Source organism: Myxococcus dinghuensis, from assembly GCF_024198235.1.
Lineage (GTDB): Bacteria > Myxococcota > Myxococcia > Myxococcales > Myxococcaceae > Myxococcus > Myxococcus dinghuensis.
The window spans coordinates 1-14282 of sequence record NZ_JAKCFB010000040.1 but is presented as its reverse complement, the minus strand read 5'-3'; the positions used below and the strand labels follow the sequence as shown (position 1 = coordinate 14282).

The 14282-nt window shown below is 66.5% G+C and carries 10 protein-coding genes, 1 pseudogene and 1 CRISPR repeat array; all 11 genes and pseudogenes read left to right on the top strand.

Annotated features, from left to right (window positions below):
* Positions 1 to 17 precede the first annotated feature (17 nt).
* The 11 genes and pseudogenes from cas6 to tnpA (LZ198_RS34310) all read left to right on the top strand — a co-directional run bounded on the left by cas6 (position 18) and on the right by tnpA (LZ198_RS34310) (position 13963).
* Positions 18 to 647, top strand: a complete 630-nt coding sequence (cas6, locus tag LZ198_RS34360; RefSeq protein ID WP_253976363.1) for a type I-MYXAN CRISPR-associated protein Cas6/Cmx6 — start codon at positions 18 to 20, stop codon at positions 645 to 647.
* Positions 644 to 1879, top strand: coding sequence for a CRISPR-associated endonuclease Cas3'' (locus LZ198_RS34355; RefSeq protein ID WP_253976362.1), 1236 nt, complete (start codon positions 644 to 646; stop codon positions 1877 to 1879). The genes cas6 and LZ198_RS34355 overlap by 4 nt, the downstream gene beginning before the upstream one ends.
* Positions 1880 to 2101: 222 nt before the next feature.
* Positions 2102 to 3763: a type I-MYXAN CRISPR-associated endonuclease Cas4/Cas1 gene (locus LZ198_RS34350; RefSeq protein ID WP_253976361.1), complete on the top strand. Its 1662-nt coding sequence runs from the start codon at positions 2102 to 2104 to the stop codon at positions 3761 to 3763.
* Between the two features lie 27 nt (positions 3764 to 3790).
* A complete protein-coding gene (gene cas2 / locus LZ198_RS34345; protein WP_253976360.1) occupies positions 3791 to 4060 on the top strand; it encodes a CRISPR-associated endonuclease Cas2 in 270 nt (89 codons plus the stop codon).
* Between the two features lie 253 nt (positions 4061 to 4313).
* Positions 4314 to 8809: a CRISPR direct-repeat array (repeat unit 36 nt; unit sequence GTCCCGCTGGCCGTGATGCCGAGAGGCGTTGAGCAC).
* Positions 8810 to 9049: 240 nt separating this feature from the next.
* Complete coding sequence (locus tag LZ198_RS34340; RefSeq protein WP_253976359.1) at positions 9050 to 10393, top strand: AHH domain-containing protein; 1344 nt, start codon at positions 9050 to 9052, stop codon at positions 10391 to 10393.
* Positions 10394 to 10412: 19 nt separating this feature from the next.
* Positions 10413 to 10988: an imm11 family protein gene (locus LZ198_RS34335; protein WP_253976358.1), complete on the top strand. Its 576-nt coding sequence runs from the start codon at positions 10413 to 10415 to the stop codon at positions 10986 to 10988.
* A 76-nt stretch (positions 10989 to 11064) separates the two neighbouring features.
* On the top strand, positions 11065 to 11367 hold the full coding sequence (gene tnpA, locus LZ198_RS34330; protein WP_253976357.1) for an IS66 family insertion sequence element accessory protein TnpA: 303 nt from the start codon (positions 11065 to 11067) through the stop codon (positions 11365 to 11367).
* Positions 11343 to 11720 (top strand): annotated as a pseudogene (locus LZ198_RS34325) (IS66 family transposase); the annotation flags it as partial. The gene tnpA (LZ198_RS34330) and the pseudogene LZ198_RS34325, both read left to right, overlap by 25 nt.
* 108 nt (positions 11721 to 11828) lie before the next feature.
* Positions 11829 to 12098 (top strand): hypothetical protein, encoded by a 270-nt coding sequence (locus tag LZ198_RS34320; RefSeq protein ID WP_253976356.1) that lies wholly within the window; start codon positions 11829 to 11831, stop codon positions 12096 to 12098.
* A gap of 225 nt (positions 12099 to 12323) precedes the next feature.
* On the top strand, positions 12324 to 13460 hold the full coding sequence (locus LZ198_RS34315) for a serine hydrolase domain-containing protein (RefSeq protein WP_253976355.1): 1137 nt from the start codon (positions 12324 to 12326) through the stop codon (positions 13458 to 13460).
* Between the two features lie 188 nt (positions 13461 to 13648).
* Positions 13649 to 13963 carry an IS66 family insertion sequence element accessory protein TnpA gene (tnpA, locus tag LZ198_RS34310; protein ID WP_253976354.1) on the top strand — a complete coding sequence of 105 codons (315 nt, stop codon included), beginning with the start codon at positions 13649 to 13651 and terminating at the stop codon, positions 13961 to 13963.
* The last annotated feature ends 319 nt before the right edge of the window (positions 13964 to 14282 follow it).

Here is a 14282-nt window from a genome sequence, read left to right as displayed (position 1 = left end):
GTTGCAAGTGAGGAGTTATGTCAGTCATTGACCTCATCTTTCCCGCGCGAGGCGGGAAGGTGCCCCTGGACCATGGTTATGCGCTGTTCTCCGCGCTGTCCCACCGCCTCCCCGGCTTGCATGAGCTCAAGGACGTGGGCGTCTTCAACCTGCGTGGGACCCGCGCGGAGGGGACGTCGCTGCTCGTGGGGCACGGTTCGATGCGCATCCGATGTCCGCCGGAGGCGCTCCCGTTGTTCCTGCCCCTGACGGGCGCCGCGCTCGCCATCGGTGACAGAGAGGTCTCCCTGGGCGTCCCCAAGGTCTTCCCGCTGGAGACGCCGGTCTCGCTGTCCTCGCGGGTCGTGACGTTCAAACACGCCATCGATGACCCTTCGTTCCGGAGCGCGGTCCACAAGTTCCTCGCGGAGCTGGGGTGCGAGGGGCGGCCTCACGTGGGACGCCGGCGCGTGGTCGCCATCGCCGGGAAGAAGGTGATTGGCTATGCCCTCACCCTGAGCGGCCTGTCGCAACGCTCGGCCCTGCTCCTCCAGGAGCGAGGCCTGGGCGGGCGGCGCCACATGGGCTGCGGGCTGTTCCTGCCGACGGTCCTGCGCTCGGGGCAGGAGCGCAGGAGGGATGGGGACCCGTCGCGGAGCGCCGAATGAGGGCGCCCTCCCGCCTCCTCGCGAAGAGCGCGCGGGCGGGAGCGCCTCCCGTCACGCTCGCGGACCACCTGCTCGACACCGAGCTGGCCGCGGTGCTCCTCTTCGCGGGGACGGGGCGCCTGGCTCGGAACTTCCGTCGCTTCTTCCTCCTCGGCGAGGAGGACGCGGAGCGGTTCGTGCTGCACCTGCGGCTCGCCTCGCTGTTCCACGATATCGGCAAGGCCAACCAGGACTTCATCGGGGCGGTGGAGTCCTCCCGCTTCGTCCTCCAGACGTTGAGGCATGAGCACCTCTCCGCGCTCATCCTCCAGTTGCCACAGGTCCAGCAGTGGCTGCGGGACTGCCCGCTGCTGGACCTGGATGTCCTCACCGCCGCCGTCCTCTGCCACCACTTCAAGGCATCCGAAGGTGCTGGCGATTACCGCTGGTGTCAGCATCGAGGAGAGCCGTGGCTCGGGCTCTTCCTGGACCATCCACAGGTGCGATCCATCCTCCTTCGCGTGGCGGAGGTGGCGGGCCTGGCGCCTCCCCCCGTGCTGCCTCGTGAGCCGTGGGGGGCGCATGAGCCCTGGAGCTCCGCCTATCAGCGAGGCATCCGGGCCGCGCGGGCCTTCCTCCTCGAAACCGCCTCGAACACGCGTCGTCGCTCGCTGTTGCGCGCGGTGAAGGCGGGGCTCATCGCGGCGGACGCCGCCTCCTCCGCGCTCGTCCGGGAGGGACACCCCTTGCGGGCCTGGAAGTGGGCCGAGGCCCGGGTGCGTGAGCCCTCGCTGGACGGAGAGACCACGGGGATACGGGCTGACTGTCCTCGACTCCGGCTCGCGCTGGGCTGCGTTGGGCGCTCCCGGAGCTCGCGAGCCTCGACCAACAGCTCCACACGTACCCGGTGGGCGCGGCGCTGCGGGAACGGACTCATGGCGCGAAGCACTGGCTCGTGCCGGCGAGACGGGAGCTGCTCGTGGGGCTGCGCGCGGTCATCGGCGTCGAAGGGGGACCACCGGACCTCGTGGAGGGAATCCGGCGAGGACTTCGCGGTGACGATGCGTCCGGGCGGGGGCGCTACGGCCTGCCCTTCGCGGGGGACAACAACTTCCTGCTGGACAGGGTGGAGGTCCTGGACACGCCTCCCGAGGCGCATTGGTTCACCTCCGAGCCGGGACCGCGCCCGGATTCCTATCGGATGCCCGTGGGCATCGATCGACGGGACTCGAGTCGCACGCGGCGGGTGCTGATGGCGCCACGGGAGCTGCCCACGCGCGAGCCACCCGAGTCCGCATGGAACTGGACACCTGGGCCACTCGTGGAACGTGCGGATGCGACGTAGTCAACCTGATGGGTAGTGCGTGATTGAAAGACCCGTGAGGTCCATGGAACATACGGAGCCGTCCAGGATGCAGCCGCAGGTGCAGGCAGACCCTTGGACGGTGTTCTCAGGGGTGGGGAGGCCCCTCCGTATGAACCCAGAAGCCGCGTTGGTACGTCCTGTCGTCGTCGAGCAGACCCTGCGGGTGCATTCCCTTCATGCGCTCGCGTACTGCGAACGCCTTTTCTACTTGGAGGAGGTGGAGGAGCTGCGTGTGACGGACGCGGCGATGTTCGCGGGGCGGCGCCTGCATGTGCAGCTCCAGGAGGAGGGAGAGCGCGTGGAGCTGGAGGTCTCCAGTGAGGCGCTGGGCCTTCACGGCAGGGTGGACGCCGTGCGCGAGCGAGCTGGCGTGCTGGTCGTCTACGAGCACAAGCGTGGGCGACATGCTCCTGGTGCGGACGCCCCGGAGGCGTGGCCTGGAGATCGGCTTCAAGCGGGCGCGTATGCGTTGCTGATGGAGGAGCGTTTCCCGGGGGCGCGGGTGGAGTGCAGGGTTCGTTACCACCAGACGCAGACGACGGTGCGGTTCGAGTTGGGGGACACGTTGCGCCGTCAGGTGAGGGAGGCCGTCGCTCGGGCTCGGTTGCTACGCGCGGCGACGACGCGACCGCCCGTGACGACCGAGGAGCGCAAATGCGCGCGATGCTCGCTGGCGCCCGTGTGCCTGCCGGAGGAGGAACGGCTGGTTGCCGAGGCGGAGCGGCCGAGGCTGTTCCCGGAGGACGACGTGCGGCAGGTGCTCCATGTCGCGACCGCGGGGAGCCGGGTCGGGCGTTCAGCGGAGGAACTGGTGGTGACGCCTCCGGAGGGCGAGGGTGAGCCGACCCGTCTTCCGGTGAGACAGGTATCGGCGCTCATCTCGCATGGGGCGGTGCAGGTCAGCTCCCAGGCGCTTTCGCTTTGTGTGGACAACGACATCGGGGTCCATTGGTTCACGTCTGGTGGTCGCTACCTCGGTGGGCTGGGAGGTGGCTCCGGTAACGTGCATCGACGGCTGAGGCAATTCGAGGCGCTGCGGCAGGGGGAGGTGTGCCTGTCGCTGGCGCGCCGGCTGGTGACGGCGAAGCTGGAAGGGCAACTTCGGTTCCTGCTCCGTTCGATGCGAGGGGAGGGGGTGGGCACCGAGGAGTTGACCGTGGCGGTGAGGGACCTCCGGGCGCTCCTCCCTCGTTGCGCGGTGGCGCCTTCGCTGGACGTGCTGCGAGGGCTGGAGGGACTGGGGGCGGCGCGCTACTTCGGAGCGCTCCCCTGCTTGCTGGGTGAGACGTTGGATCCTCGCCTGCGGTTCGACGGGCGCAATCGGCGCCCGCCGAAGGATCGCTTCAACGCGGTGCTGGGGTTCTTGTATGGCCTGGTGCACCGAGAGGTGGAGGGGGCCATCCGCGCGGTGGGGCTGGATGTGGCGTTCGGCTTCTACCACCAGCCTCGAAGCTCCGCGGGAGCGTTGGGGTTGGATGTGATGGAGGAGTTCCGGGTGCCCCTGGCGGATATGCCGTTGGTGGCTTCACTGAATCGGAAGGGATGGGATGCCGAGGCGGACTTCGAGGTGACCTCGGACCACGTCTGGCTCAGTCGGGCAGGGAGGGCGAAGGCCATCGAACTCTACGAGCGACGCAAGCGGGAGACCTGGAAGCACAACGTCCTGGGGTATTCGCTCAGCTACGCGCGGCTGGTGGAGCTGGAGGTCCGGCTCCTGGAGAAGGAATGGACGGGGAAGCCGGGGCTGTTCGCGACGTTCCGTCTGAGGTGAACCGTGTCCGAACCCAGGCGTTGGTATTTGATCACATATGACATCCGGGACCCGAAGCGGTGGCGCAAGGTGTATGCGCTGCTGAAGGGCTACGGGGAGTGGTTGCAGCTCTCGGTGTTCCGGTGCTCGCTCACCGACCGGGATCGCGAGCGGTTGCGGTGGGAGCTCGCCCAGCGGATGGACCCGGTGGATACCTTGTTGGTGATTGGACTCTGCGGCGGCTGCGTGGAGCGGGTGCGGGCCATCAATCCGCGGGAGGACTGGCCGGAGGAACCGCCACCGTTCCGGGTTCTGTGACGCGCTGGACATTCATGCATGCACCTGCGCGTGGCGGAGGTCGCGAGGCGGAGAATGGGCGAAAAGCCGAGTCACCACGCGGAGTTAGGGCTCTTCGACACGTGAATAGGTGCTTGCAGCGAAAAAGCCGAGTGGTTTCAGTGGCTTGGATGGGGTGGGATATGAGAGGGCCGCTGAGTGCGGTGAGAGGAGGGGAGGTGCTTGAAAAGGGGGGAGGTAAGTTGCTGGAATCACTTGGGAATCGGGAGCCGCTGTCCCGCTGGCCGTGATGCCGAGAGGCGTTGAGCACACTTGAGGGACCTCGTCGTCCCGGCCTTCTTCCACGCGGTCCCGCTGGCCGTGATGCCGAGAGGCGTTGAGCACAGGTGCAGCACGGCATACCGACGTCCTCCCGGTGTCCCGCTGGCCGTGATGCCGAGAGGCGTTGAGCACTGGACGTCGCCGGGGCCGCCGCGGAAGAGTCCGGTGTGTCCCGCTGGCCGTGATGCCGAGAGGCGTTGAGCACCCGATGGCCGACTTGACGAGGGGCGAGAGTAGCGCGGTCCCGCTGGCCGTGATGCCGAGAGGCGTTGAGCACCGGGAGATGTGTTGCATTAACGCGCGCCGAATTTGGTCCCGCTGGCCGTGATGCCGAGAGGCGTTGAGCACAGGAGAGCCGTCCGGCCCGCCCACGCGGACGCCGTCTGTCCCGCTGGCCGTGATGCCGAGAGGCGTTGAGCACTCGATGGACAAGCTGCTCGCTCTCATCCTCGCGGTGGTCCCGCTGGCCGTGATGCCGAGAGGCGTTGAGCACCGTCCGGCGACGGATGGCGACCGGTCGCGATGGCCGGTCCCGCTGGCCGTGATGCCGAGAGGCGTTGAGCACAGTCGTCGAGCGAGGGCGGAGCCCCGGGTGAACATGTCCCGCTGGCCGTGATGCCGAGAGGCGTTGAGCACCTTGCCCTTCCCCTCCTGGGGGCACACGTAGTCCTCGGTCCCGCTGGCCGTGATGCCGAGAGGCGTTGAGCACAAGCGCTCGACCAGCTGCGCTTCGCCTGATTCATGTCCCGCTGGCCGTGATGCCGAGAGGCGTTGAGCACGGACCCTCTGGCTCTCCTACTCTGGCTCTCCAAGGTCCCGCTGGCCGTGATGCCGAGAGGCGTTGAGCACCGAGTGGAGCGCTACGAAGCCCCAACACTCGGTCTCGTCCCGCTGGCCGTGATGCCGAGAGGCGTTGAGCACGTGCCCGACTCCTGGGCAGCGAATGAACGGGCCTCCGTCCCGCTGGCCGTGATGCCGAGAGGCGTTGAGCACGTGATGCGGAAGACGGGGCCTCCAAGCCCAGTCGTCGTCCCGCTGGCCGTGATGCCGAGAGGCGTTGAGCACCGTGATGGTGACCATGTTTCTCCCGCTACGGTTTCCGGGTCCCGCTGGCCGTGATGCCGAGAGGCGTTGAGCACTGTGGGACGCGTGGATGCGCGCTGCCGAGGCGCACTCCCGGTCCCGCTGGCCGTGATGCCGAGAGGCGTTGAGCACGGAGCCTGCCCCAACGCCTGCGACGTGGGCGGGTTGTCCCGCTGGCCGTGATGCCGAGAGGCGTTGAGCACGCTGCTGTTGGGCCTGTCCTCGGACAGCCTCCGGGTCCCGCTGGCCGTGATGCCGAGAGGCGTTGAGCACCTGGATGCTCTACGTGGGCACGCCGCCCATCTCCACGTCCCGCTGGCCGTGATGCCGAGAGGCGTTGAGCACCACCATTCGGCCACAGCCTCTCGCAGCACATGCACGTCCCGCTGGCCGTGATGCCGAGAGGCGTTGAGCACCAGCTGGTCCGGTGCACTCATTTCGCCCACTTGTGGTCCCGCTGGCCGTGATGCCGAGAGGCGTTGAGCACTACAGCTCGTCGAACCTGTAGGATGGGAGCCCGGCGCGGCGTCCCGCTGGCCGTGATGCCGAGAGGCGTTGAGCACCAGGAGTTCATTCGCCTTGGCGCCGCACCCCAGCTCGAGTCCCGCTGGCCGTGATGCCGAGAGGCGTTGAGCACGTCCCGCCGACCCCGAGCACCTGCACATCGCCCAGTCCCGCTGGCCGTGATGCCGAGAGGCGTTGAGCACATGACCTGCCCGGCGATGTCGTCGCCCGGCGTGTGAGTCCCGCTGGCCGTGATGCCGAGAGGCGTTGAGCACTAGACGATGGTCCCGGGCTCCAACGCCAACGTGGGGTCTCGCTGGCCGTGATGCCGAGAGGCGTTGAGCACAGGCACCCGATTGCGCACCTGAGACCTCCTGGAGTCCCGCTGGCCGTGATGCCGAGAGGCGTTGAGCACTAGGTGCGCAGCGCCGGCAGGTGCGCCAGCGTCAGGTCCCGCTGGCCGTGATGCCGAGAGGCGTTGAGCACCACCCTCCGCGTCCACTTCGTCATGGACACGCGGGTGTCCCGCTGGCCGTGATGCCGAGAGGCGTTGAGCACCACCCTCCGCGTCCACTTCGTCATGGACACGCGGGTGTCCCGCTGGCCGTGATGCCGAGAGGCGTTGAGCACCGCTTCTCCAGGTACTCTCGCTGCTCGGCCTCCAACTGGTCCCGCTGGCCGTGATGCCGAGAGGCGTTGAGCACCGCTTCTCCAGGTACTCTCGCTGCTCGGCCTCCAACTGGTCCCGCTGGCCGTGATGCCGAGAGGCGTTGAGCACATCAATCGATCCTTGACGATGCGGCGCTCGACAACGAGGTCCCGCTGGCCGTGATGCCGAGAGGCGTTGAGCACCGTCGGCCCCGCTCGCTGCGGGAGGTCCTGGCGCCCGTCCCGCTGGCCGTGATGCCGAGAGGCGTTGAGCACTAGCCCACCACCAGGGTGCATTTCCCGTTGAAGGGGTCCCGCTGGCCGTGATGCCGAGAGGCGTTGAGCACGTGCGGCGGTCTGGGGACGCTGCGCCGGGGCGGGCGGTCCCGCTGGCCGTGATGCCGAGAGGCGTTGAGCACCGCTCCGGTCTCGAAACCAGACGTGGGCCAAATCCCTAGTCCCGCTGGCCGTGATGCCGAGAGGCGTTGAGCACGGGAGCGTTGGTTTGCAGGCCAAACCAGCATGTCGGGGTCCCGCTGGCCGTGATGCCGAGAGGCGTTGAGCACTCGTCAGGGTCGGCAGAATCAACTTCGGTGCACGCGTCCCGCTGGCCGTGATGCCGAGAGGCGTTGAGCACGCCAGCAGCGAGAACGTCACCTCTCCGCTCAGCGAGTCCCGCTGGCCGTGATGCCGAGAGGCGTTGAGCACCATCAATATGTCGAGGTGACTCACCATGAACTACTGTCCCGCTGGCCGTGATGCCGAGAGGCGTTGAGCACCACGTGGACGGTGCCAGCGTCGGGGTCCCAGGAGGTCCCGCTGGCCGTGATGCCGAGAGGCGTTGAGCACTCGTAGTAGACCAGCATCCAGTTCGTACCGCCGGATTTCGTCCCGCTGGCCGTGATGCCGAGAGGCGTTGAGCACCTCCACTGCCGCGCGGTACTTCGCGGCGTCCTCCCGTCCCGCTGGCCGTGATGCCGAGAGGCGTTGAGCACCAAGCCGCTCCACGGCACCATGGACCCGCTCGTCATGTCCCGCTGGCCGTGATGCCGAGACGCGTTGAGCACAACTCGGAGTTGCGCACCCAATTCAAAAGCTCGCGGTCCCGCTGGCCGTGATGCCGAGAGGCGTTGAGCACCGCGTGGTTGCTCGACTCCACCGCCCGCCTCGCCTGTCCCGCTGGCCGTGATGCCGAGAGGCGTTGAGCACAGAAGCGCTTCGCCTCATTCCCCATGACAGAGGCGTCCCGCTGGCCGTGATGCCGAGAGGCGTTGAGCACCTCCTGAAGAGATCGAGCATTTCCAAGGTGAGTCCCGCTGGCCGTGATGCCGAGAGGCGTTGAGCACACAACAATTGCTGCGTAGGGCCCATCTGGAGCGTAGGTCCCGCTGGCCGTGATGCCGAGAGGCGTTGAGCACCATTTGTGCACGGAGGATTCCCGACAGAGCTTTGACGCGTCCCGCTGGCCGTGATGCCGAAAGGCGTTGAGCACACCACAAGCGCAGACGTTGTTCCCCACTCTCCCGAGCACGTCCCGCTGGCCGTGATGCCGAGAGGCGTTGAGCACTACAAACCCTTGTCCCGGCAGAAAATCAGGTAGTGTCCCGCTGGCCGTGATGCCGAGAGGCGTTGAGCACTCCATGATGTGCAAATGCCCCGGACCCTTCCCTTGTCCCGCTGGCCGTGATGCCGAGAGGCGTTGAGCACATGCCATGGCCATCATTTTGACTTCAGGCGAGTGTTGTCCCGCTGGCCGTGATGCCGAGAGGCGTTGAGCACGTACCGCCCTGCGGCTCAGCGCGTGAGGCTGTGGGGGAGTCCCGCTGGCCGTGATGCCGAGAGGCGTTGAGCACTTCGCCGCCGGACCACGACGGTGCGTGGCTTCCAAGTCCCGCTGGCCGTGATGCCGAGAGGCGTTGAGCACGTGAATCGCGAGGATGGACGTGTCACCCAGTCCCGGTCCCGCTGGCCGTGATGCCGAGAGGCGTTGAGCACCTGTTCCGCCCCTCGCCCAGGGTCGCCAGGGTCGAAGTCCCGCTGGCCGTGATGCCGAGAGGCGTTGAGCACAGGTGGCCGGCCACCACCGTCAGCACCGAGCCCGAGGTCCCGCTGGCCGTGATGCCGAGAGGCATTGAGCACGAGGCCGTCCAAACCCTCCAGCGCCCGTTGCGAAGCTGGGTCCCGCTGGCCGTGATGCCGAGAGGCGTTGAGCACCACTGACCCTGTCCGATTTGACGGGGGCAACTCCAGACATCACTTCGTGTGCGCGAGATGGGGCGCGCCCGCCGATGTGGTTGCCGTGTCCAGATTCCAACTCATGGGCCCGAGTGCCGCAGCTACTGGACGACGTAGGGTAGAGCTGGGTTATGCGGGGTCGACGGACTGATTGTCAGTGTCTTCATGCCTTGCTGGTATGGCCTGCTATCCGGCGGGCCTCTTGCCGGGGGACACTGCATGTTGCTTCGATGGGTGGCGCCGCTGCTTATGCTCACGTTCGTCACGGGCTGCGCGACAACTCGAGTCGTGCGGCTGGACACTGGACGGGACCTTTTCGTGGTCACCCCGAGCGAAGGGCCCGACGGAGAGCTAGAGGCTGCTGAACTCGACGACGACGAATTTGAAGCGGCCCTCGTCGAACTTGCGCGGGACGTGCGACCACAGCGCAACCCCATGCTGCATGCGCGTGACCTCTTTGGTGTTCCATCCCGCAGTGGGGTGTACGGCTATCAGAGCCACCCTCCTCGGTTGACACCCCAGCATCAAGAGGACCCAGACGGCCTCCACCTGCTGGAGTCGTACGCGGACGAAGAACTGACGCGCGCCTATGGCCAGTGGTGCACGCGGAAGGGACGGGCTGGAGACTGCTTGCGCCTGTTGGAGGAAGGCCCGCTGCTTGCCAGCGATGGCAAGTTCGCCTGGGCCTTTGCCATCGCGATGGATTCGGTGTGGGACGAGACCGCCGAAGCCTTAGAGGACATGACAGACGGAGGCGCGGTCATGGCCACTATCGTCGCCAGCGCGACGATGTACGGCATGCTTTGGGTCCTCCCGGAGCCTCTCTCGAAGGGCGTAGCGGCGACATTGACGCTCCTCGCCATCTCTTACCTGGGGGCGAACACAGTGTGGCTGCTCGTGGACGGGTGGCTGACCTTGGTGAGGGAGGTGGAGCGGGCCTCGACCTATGCGGAACTCAGCGCGGCAGGCGAGGCATATGGCGAGGTTCTGGGGGAGAACGCGGCGCGGGTTTTCGTGATGCTTGCTACGGCCGCGATTGGCAACACATTGGGGCTGGCTGCGAAGGCGGTGAGACTGCCTGGCTCGGCTCAGGCGGCGATTGCCGCGGAGTCTCAGGCGGGAGTCAGGTACCCCGCCGTGGCAGGTGTGCGGTCCGTCGCTAGGGTGGCGGACGGCTTCACCATCGCGCTTGCCCCCAACGCCTTGGCCATGTCGAGCCAGGGCGTTGGCGGCGGAGGAGGTGAACGCCACCACATCGCCACGAATAAGAACGAAGTTTCAACTGCGAGAGGTGGGCCGTGGACGCCGGAGTTCCGAAAGCTCTTCAGGAAGGCGGGGATGGACCTGAAAGATCCTGAGAACATTGTTGAAGTCGCAGGACACAAGGGGCCGCATCCTCAGAAGTATCATGATACTGTTTTCTTGCGCCTTTCGGAGGCGATGGAGGGTTGCCGTACTGTGGTTGCTTGCCGAGAGGTTCTCACGAGTGAGCTACGCAGCCTCGCCTATGAGGCCCAGACTCCAGGAACGCTACTCCACAGGCTCGTGACTCAGGGTAAGTAGGGCCAGTGAGCTACCCACCATGTCGAATCATTCGCGATACTTCAGGCTCAAACCCGAGATGCTGAGCGGGAAATGGTCCTTGGACGAGCCGCTGGACAATCAGGGCCACGAGATAGAGGACTGGAAGGAGTTTACGTCAGGTCGGCCCACGCGCGTGTCGGGCCCTCTGACGATTCCTATCGACGAGCCTGGAAGGCGATTGGATTACAGCACTGCAGGCGCTGGTATGACGCCAGTTGTTCACGTGAGAGTGGCCACCATCTTCGCTGAGTTGGCTCCCAACGACGTGCAACTGATTCCTGTGAATATCCAAGACTACCCCGGCGAGTACCTCATTCTCGTAGCGACACGGCTGGTTCGGTGCATCGACGATGAGGCGTCGGAAGCGGTGATGTACTGGAAGCCCGAGGACGGGCGACCGGACAAGCTCGGCAAGTACCGAAGCGTTTATGGGATGCGGATCGACCCCATGAAGGTGGGCGAGGTCAAAGTGTTCCGCCCTTGGGGATGGACCGGCGTGCTCATTGTTTCCGAGGACATCAAGACGGCGATGGAGTGCGCGAGTGTCACTGGGGCGGAGTTCGAAGCTGTCTAGCCCAAGCGTAACCGTCCGGCGAACGACGTGGCGGGAGGCATTGCCGGGGTAGCGGTCGTGGTGGACCCTGGCCGGAATGTCGAAGCCGGGTGAGAAGCAGGAGTGGTTGCAGGTCGCCGAGGCGTTCGAGGCGAGCGGGCTGACGCAGGAGGCGTTCTCCGCGCAGAGAGGGCTGAGGCTGAGCACGTTGCAGTCGTGGGTGTACCGGCGCCGACGCCAGCACGCCCGGAAGGCCCCAGCGGTGCGCCTGTTGCCGGTGGAAGTGGCGACCGTCGCGCAGGTGGGGCCCGTGCTGCTCGAGGTGGTGCTGGCCAGTGGAGCCCGGCTGCGGTTCCCCGCAGGCGCCGACGGCCGCGCCATCCGCCGAAGAGTCCGCTGAGGCAGGCCCTCTCGTACACGACGAAGCAATGGGCGGCGCTGACCCGCTTCGCAGAGGACCCGCGGTTGCCCCTGGACAACAACCGCTCGGAGGCGGCGTTGCGAAAGGCCGCGCTGGGCCGCAAGAACTTCCTCTTCGTCGGGCACGAGTCCGCGGGAGAGAATCTCGCGGGTCTCTACGCGCTGGTCGCCACCTGCGAGGCCAACAGCGTCAACCCCGAGGTGTCCCTGGCCGACGTCCTGCTCCGCGTGCAGACACATCCCAACTCGCGCATCGCGGAGCTGCTGCCTCACGAGTGGAAGCGTCGGCAGACCACCGGTCCGCCCGAGTCACGCCTCCAGCCCCAGGCCTGAACTCTCCTCCGGTCGCGGCGTCTGTCGGGCACGGTCCTCATCCGTCTTCAACCGCTCACGCCACGTCGCTGACCGGACGGATACGTTGACTCGGTGGGGGGCCTGCTCGTGAACACGGCCACGGAGCTGGCCGCGCATGCTGCGGAGGCCCATCGCGCAGTGGAGGACTCCTGGGCGCTCCTGCATGGGCACCTGACGAAGTCGCTCGAAGCGGCGGCCCGGGCGGGTGGCAAGTCCAGGAAGACGGTGGCCCGCCGCGTGGAGTTGCTGGTGGGGACCGTCATCGGCGTGCTCGCCACCGTGCGGCTGGACCCTGCCGACGCCGCGAAGCTCGCGCGTGCGGCGGCGAGCGAGGTCGAGTCCTGGGCGGATGCGTAGCGAGGGCGCGGTTTCAGGGACTGTCCCGTGCGTCAGCTCACCAGACGCTGGTCCACGGCGAGAAAGCGGTCTTGGTCCTGCTCGATGACGCCGAGGACTTCTCGTGTTCCAGTGTTCCAGGCCATGGTTCGTCAACGCCTGCGCATGAGCCGGCGGTCCTCGCGTGCCTGGTTCCGACCTGGGGAGTGTGCGAGACTGACCACCCTCCTCTGTACGATGCGTCTGATGAACAAAATCTCTGTAGCCATTGCTGGAATGATGCTGGTGCTCGCCGCTTGCAAGACGACTGGCTCCGCGGCCGCTCGCGATATTCCCACGGCGATGAACCAGGCCGCGACGACCCTGCTTCAGTCAAGACTGCTGCACGCAACCTCGCTCGCGGTGGTCTATCGCGGCGAGGAGTTCATCCTCCATCGGGGCGAGCTCGAGACCGGCAAGTCCAATCCGCCCGACGATACGACCCTCTATGAGATCGGGTCGGTCAGCAAGACCTTCGCCGGTCTGCTGTTGGCGAACGCTGTCCTCGAAGGCAAGGCGACCCTCGACGACCCGATACAAAAGTATCTGCCGGCTGCCTATCCGAACCTGCAGTCTGACGGCGAACCCATCCGTCTGCGCCATCTGGTCACCCACACCAGTGGCATGCCGGGGATGTTGCCACTGCAAGTGAATGAGGTGTTGAGGGACTTCACTGCGCATGCCACCCCGGCAAAGCTCAATGCCGCCTACGCGGACTACGGGCAGCCGCGGTTCTGGCAGGACCTGCACACCGTCAGCATCAAGGGCCCGCTCGGCAAGGACTATGCATATTCGAGCGCCGGCACCGAGTTGGTCGCGTACACCCTCGAGAAGATCCACGGGGCTCCCTACGAATCGTTGCTCGCGGAGTTCCTGGCGAGGGAAGCCGGTATGCACGACACGTGGCTGCGCCTGCGTGCCCAGGACACCAGCCGTCTGGCACCTGGCTACCACAGCGACAACCCGGTCGGCACCACGCCGATGCCGCTGTTGCCCTGGGGGGCTGCGGGAGCCTTGAAGGCGACGATGCCGGAGATGGTCAAGTACTTGCGCTTGCAGTTGAGCAACCATCCCGCGGTGACAGAGTCACACAAGCCGCTGGTGCGCTTCGCGGAGGACCACAGCATTGGCTATTTCTGGAACATCGGTCAGAGCAGCCAGTTGGGTACCCACTACGTGCATCACGGCGGCGTGCCTCGCGCGCAATGCTATCTCTACATCGTGCCGAAGTATCAGTTGGGGGTGTTCATCATCACCAACCAGAGCGGCGATGCGACGGCCAACGCCATGGAAGGCGCGCTGGCGCCCCTCTTCGACACGGTTGAATCCATGCAGGGTCGCTAGCTCAGCGACGGGCGGACTCCCCGATGCTCCGAGGAGTCCTGTGCCTACCCAAAACTCGAGCGCTACATCATGATCCTCCAAGGCCTCGGTAGGAGGCGCGTCAAGGCAAGTGAGCGAAGGTAACCGTCCGGCGAGCGACGTGGCGGGAGGCCTTGCCGGGGTAGCAGTCGTGGTGGACCCTGGCCGGAATGTCGAAGCCGGGTGAGAAGCAGGAGTGGTCGCAGGTCGCCGAGGCGTTCGAGGCGAGCGGGCTGACGCAGAAGGCGTTCTCCGCACAGAGAGGGGTGAGGCTGAGCACGTTGCAGTCGTGGGTGTACCGGCGCCGACGCCAGCACGCCCGGAAGGCCCCAGCGGTGCGCCTGTTGCCGGTAGAGGTGCCGGCCGTGGCGCAGGTGGGGCCCATGCTGCTCGAGGTGGTGCTGGCCAGCGGAGCCCGGCTGCGGTTCCCCGCGGGCGCCGACGTCGAGTACGTGGCCCGGCTCGTCACCGCGCTGGGCTGGTGAGCGGGTGTTCACGCTGCCTGTGTCCTTGCGCGTGGTGCTGGCCACCGAGGCGGTGGACATGCGCAAGTCGATTGATGGTAAGACCTCGCCGTGTCCCGTCGTGACGAGCTCGTGCCTCTCGTGAGACCTCCGTTGGTCACACGCCAGGCGGTGGTCCGTGGAGCTTGAAAGAGAATTGGAGCAGTTCCGACAGGTGCCCAGCGACAATTACTCCTCCCCACCAGCGACAATTACTTCTCCCCACCTTGAGTGAAGGCGCCGGTAAGCCGCCCGGGACGAGAAGGAGGTCCCCGAGGTGGCGGTCACGGACGCCCAGGTG